At 72.7% G+C, this 421-nt stretch carries 1 pseudogene; it reads right to left on the reverse strand.

Features of this window, described 5'->3' with window-relative positions:
- Positions 1 to 421, reverse strand: a pseudogene (locus IG08_RS62380) (IS200/IS605 family accessory protein TnpB-related protein); the annotation flags it as partial.

Raw genomic sequence — 421 nt, forward strand, 5'->3', positions numbered from 1 at the left:
ACGGTGTTGGGCGTTCTGGTTGCCCGCGTTCGCTCCGCGGTCCGGCGGCACGGATCGTGTCCGTGGTCCGGGAACGGGAGGGCGGGGTCCCTCACGCCCGAGGACACGCCGGTCGGCCTGGACGGTCCGATGCCCCGCACGATCACTCCGGTCGTGTGGGGGCGGTGCCGTCCGTCGCCGGACCGGGTGTCCTTGGGCGCGCCGTCCGATCGCCACGGCGGCAGCCTCGTGGCGAGTCGTCTTCCGGGTTGTGCTGGTGAGGGGCTGGAGGGGCTGCTGCCAGTGCTGGGCGCCCCATTTGGAGGTGTAGGCCGGGTCCACCGCGATGATGGCGATGCCGGTCTGGTCGGCCATCGAGGTCAGCCGGGCGCGGAGCCGGCCGGTGGGCATGCCCGAGATCAACTGCCGGAACCGTTTGCGG

It is taken from the genome of Streptomyces fulvoviolaceus (assembly GCF_000718165.1).
GTDB lineage: Bacteria > Actinomycetota > Actinomycetes > Streptomycetales > Streptomycetaceae > Streptomyces > Streptomyces fulvoviolaceus.